3 protein-coding genes are annotated in these 4,387 nt (G+C 64.6%); all 3 read right to left on the bottom strand.

Going from position 1 to position 4,387, the window contains the following annotated elements; all coding sequences use genetic code 11:
* Positions 1-1,383, bottom strand: a 1,383-nt coding sequence (locus MOV75_RS28620) for a flagellar protein (RefSeq protein WP_247007020.1), incomplete at its 3' end; no start/stop codon positions are given.
* A 21-nt stretch (positions 1,384-1,404) separates the two neighbouring features.
* Positions 1,405-3,288, bottom strand: coding sequence for a flagellar hook-associated protein FlgK (gene flgK / locus MOV75_RS28615; RefSeq protein WP_246926666.1), 1,884 nt, complete (start codon positions 3,286-3,288; stop codon positions 1,405-1,407).
* A 34-nt stretch (positions 3,289-3,322) separates the two neighbouring features.
* On the bottom strand, positions 3,323-4,387 hold a 1,065-nt coding region (locus tag MOV75_RS28610; RefSeq protein ID WP_247007019.1), incomplete at its 5' end, for a flagellar hook-basal body complex protein.

The raw sequence follows: 4,387 nt of genomic DNA, 5'->3' as shown, positions 1-4,387 counted from the left end.
CGAGCTCGCGGGCGAGGAGCCGACACGGAGCGGCGGCTGCGTGGCGGTCACGGGCGTCGAGGCAAAACCGAGCGAGCCCAGCGCGCCCGTATTCGAGCTGGTGATATTCAGGCTGGCCGCATCGTCGGTGTTGATCGTGATCGAGCCGCCATGGATTGTCGACGGCTTCGACGTCCCCGTGATCGCGTCGATCTTGCTCATCAGCGTCTGGATGCTGTCGCCGACGTTGAGCTGGTTGCCGGTCGCGCCCGAGGCCACGAATGTCAGCGTGGTGCCATTGACGGTGATGGTGTCGCCGGCGACGAAACCCGGCGAGATCGAGTCCGTGGGGCTCGCACCCGACAGCGCTGTCGCTCCGCTGATCGGGACGAGGGGGCCCGCCTGGCTGGTCTTGGGCGTGCCGATCGCAGAGCTGGCGGTGTTGAAGAAATTGTCGCCGGCGGTCACGGCGGAGGCCGCCACCAGAGAGGTGTTGGCGAGCTTGGTGATCGCGACGTTCAGTGCGTTGTTGAGGTTCAAGGCGGTGTTGTTCGGGTTGACCGGCGTGCTCGCATCGATCGCGAAGCTGCCGAGCGGCGTCGGCGTCGCCGTCGATGCGGTCAGGTCGATCTGCTCGGTCGTGCCGTCCGGCAGCGTGAACTGAACGCTGAGCTTGTCGCCGTTGTTCGGATTGACGCCGTTGAGATCGACCGAGAACGACACCGGCGATCCGCTCGGGCCGGTGACCGTCGCGCCCGTCAGCGTCGAGGAGACCGCCTTGATCTTGAGGCCGAACGGCGAGCCCGCGACGTCTTCCGACACCTGGACCGAGCTTGGCGTCGGCTGTGGCGTTGCCAGGACCAGGCGACCCATGCCGTTGGCGCCCAGATCGGCGGCCTGGCGTTCCGCCATCACGGTCTTGAATCCCGCCTGCGTCGTCGTGCCGTTGATGATGTCGCCGGCATTCGCAACCGACTGCGTGTTGACGGCGGTCCCGGAGAACAGATAGCGGTTGCCCGTCTGCGTGTTGAGCACGCCGACCATCGAGCCGAATTGGGCGGCGGCGGTGTTCTGCGCGATGGTCTGGCCGTTGACGTTGAGATCCTGCGCGGTGTTGGCGGCGCCCGTCTGCACAGTGCTCCGGATCTTGGTCAGCGACTGCAACGCGGTGTTGGCGAGGTTGATGCTGACATTGACGTTGGTGATCGTGTCGGTATAGGCGGCGATGTTGGAGAGCTGCGCGCGCCCGGCGATCGCAAAGCCCTCGTTGGTTCCCATCCCGGAATAGTTCTGCGACAGCTTCCCGGTCGAGAGCTGCGTCGACAGGTCTGTGAGCTGCTGATTGATGTTGCGGATCTGCGAGCCGAGAACCGACGAGGAGTAGTTGATGCTGCTGATCGACATGTTTCAGAGCCCTGTTACTGCTTACCCTTGAGCCTGGAGCAACGTGTTCATCATGCTCTGCACCACCGACATGACGTGAGCGTTGGCGGCATAGGCATTCTGGAGCTGGATCAGGTTCGACATCTCGGAGTCGAGGTTGACGCTGGAGGTCGAGCTGAACTTGGCCTGGAGCGTCGAGACCACGACGCTCTGGCCCTGCTGGAGCTGGGTTGCCTGGGTCGCGGCGTTGGCCTGCACGCTCAGGAACTGCTGGAGAAAATTCGAAACGCTGCCGCTGAAGGGCTGGCTCGCCGAGCCAAGACCGCTCTGCGGCGAATAGGAGAACACCGACGAGGTGAGCTGCGAGTAGAGATAGTCGGAACGCGTGGTGTCGCCCGCGGGCGTCACCGGCGAGGTGTTGTACACCGACATCCTGGTCGGGTCGTTGACCAACTGCGTGTTCACGGCGATGCGTCCGGCAAGGCCGGTCATCTGCGATCCCGAGGCGGTGATCGCGCCGGTGTAGAGCGCCTGTCCGCCGTCGGTGAACAGCGGCAGTTGTGGATTGCCCGAGGTCAGCGACGAGATCGTCTTGCTGGTCGAGGCCGAATTGACCTTGGCGAGGCCGCTGCTGTCGTCGGTGACCCGCAGCGTCGTGGCAGTCGCCGGCGACGGCGCGGCAGAGAAGGACAGGTGCGAGCCCGAGAGCGCGGTGTTGAGTGCGGAGGCGATCGCGCCCATGCCGCCGGCGAAGTTGATGCCGATCCGCATCGGATTGGCATTCGTCGCGTTCTGAAGCGGCAGCGCCGCCGGATCGGTCACGTTGACGAGCGTGACCTGACGCTGCGTGTTGGTTGCGGTGTCGGTGTAGGTGATATTGACCGTATTGCCCGGCAGGGCAGCAGCGAGATCGAGATCGAACCCGGCCGGCGGACCGGACACCGTGCTGCCGGGCGTAGTCTTGTCGGACAGCGCGCTCGACATCGTGGCGGCGAGCTGGTCGATCTGGTTCTGCGCCTGCACCAGCAGATCGTCGCGCAGCTTCAGGTCGGCCGCGATCTGGCCGGACGACACCACGTTGTTGGCGACGACGTCGACTTGCGAGCCGTTCGGCAGCTTGATGTTGAAAGCGCCGACGCCGGACTTGGCCGGATCGATGTTGTAGAGCGAGGTCGCCGACAACGCGCCGGCGGACGCAAAGGAGAATTCCGATGCAAGGCCGGCGCCGACCAGCTGAATGCCGGTCGTGGTGTAGATATTGGCCTGGTTCGAGCCGTCCATGGTGACGCGGACGTCGACATATTTCGACAGCGTGTTGATGGCCTGGTCGCGCTGATCCATCAGGGTCGCGGCCGAGGGGTCGTTGGCGGACAGGGCCTGCAACTTGGTGTTGATGGTGGCGACCTGCTGCATGGCAGCGTTCGCGGCCTGCGCCGAGGTGCCGAGATCCTGCTCGACGTTCGAGCGCAGCGACTGGATGCCCTTGGTGGTGACGTTGAGCTGCGTGGCCAGCGCCTGCGCCGCACCGAGGGCAACCGTTTGCGCCGACGACGCGCCCGAGCTGGTCGACAGCGCCTGCAGGGCGGTGGTGAATTTGTTCAGCGCGTCTTCGAGCGTACCGCTGTTGCCGGGCGTGCCATAGACATTCTGAAGCTGCTTCAGGATGTTGGCCATCTGGTCGGCGTAACCGCTGCCGCCGGTCTCGGTGCGCAGCTGGTTGAGCACAAAGGTGTCGAGCTCCCGGCTGACGCCGGTCGTCATCGCCGTCGAGCCGAAATCGCCGGTGGTGACCTCGATCTGGTTTGGCCTCTGGACGACGTAACCCGGCGTCTGCGAATTTGCGACGTTCGAAGAGACGATCGAGAGCGCGGCCTGGTTGGCACGCAGACCGCTCATCGCACTCGCGAGAGCTGAACTCAAACCCATGTTACTTGCCGCCTTTGGTTACGTTACGCGCCGATCAGCGCAACACGTTCAGAAGGTCCTGCACCATCGAATTCGCGGTCGTGATCACCTTGGTGTTGGCCGAATAGGCCTGCTGGGTCACGATCAGCTTGGTGAATTCGTCGGCGATGTCGGTGTTCGAGCCTTCCAGCGACGAGCCGCTGATGCTTCCCGATGCGCCGTCGATCGCCGCACCCGATTGTTCGGTCGCCGCATAAGCGCCGCCGTCCATCGCTTTCAAATAGTTGGTGCCGTTGAAGTGCGACAGCGAGACTTGGGCTAGGTTGAGGTTCTGGCCGTTGGAGAAGGTGCCGACCACGAGGCCGCTGTTGTTGACGGCGACCGACCGAAGCTGGCCCGCGGCGTAGCCGTTCTGCGTGATGGTGTTGATGGTCACCGCGCCGCTGGTGCTGGCATATTGCGTCAGTCCGCCCGAGGAGATGTTGAAGGCGACGGAGCCGAGCGACTGGCCGCTGACGCTGACATTGTTGATGGTGATGCCCGAGCCGGCCGGCGTGGTCAGCGAGCCGTCGGAAGCGAAGGTGAAGGCCTGGCCCGTATTGACCCAGCCGACCGTGGTGCCGGTCGCGTTCGGATCAGTCTGGTAGAACAGGTTCCAGCTGTCGGAGTGACCTGCGCCCAGCGAGGCGCTGTCAGTTTTGGCCCAGCGCAATTGCAGGTTCACCGGCGTACCCGCAGCGTTGTAGGCGGTCACCGCGCCGCCGCTGATCGACTCCTTGGTGAAGGTCGCGATGTCGTTGCCGATCACGCCGCCGGTGCCCGCGGTGCCGCCGCCGTTACGGTTCTTGGTGATGGTGGAGGTAAAGCCGAGCGCGGCGAAGGCGGAGCTGTTGGAGCTGGACACCGATAGGTTTGACACGGTGCCCGTGTTCAAGGTGATCACACCGCTGGTGCTGACGGACGAGCCGGTGGCGCCGGAGAGCGCATCGATCTTGCTCAGCAGGGTCGTGATGTTGTCGGGTGAGCCGATCCGCAGCAGGCTCGCGTAAGCTGGAATGGCCGTGCGCCTGGTCTCGCCGAGCAGGCGATGCACCGGCACGCCCTCGACCTTGGCAGCAAG

The organism is Bradyrhizobium sp. PRIMUS42 (assembly GCF_023006515.1).
Taxonomy (GTDB): domain Bacteria; phylum Pseudomonadota; class Alphaproteobacteria; order Rhizobiales; family Xanthobacteraceae; genus Bradyrhizobium.
Note: the sequence above shows the minus strand (reverse complement) of the source record. Positions and strands in the feature narration are given on the sequence as shown.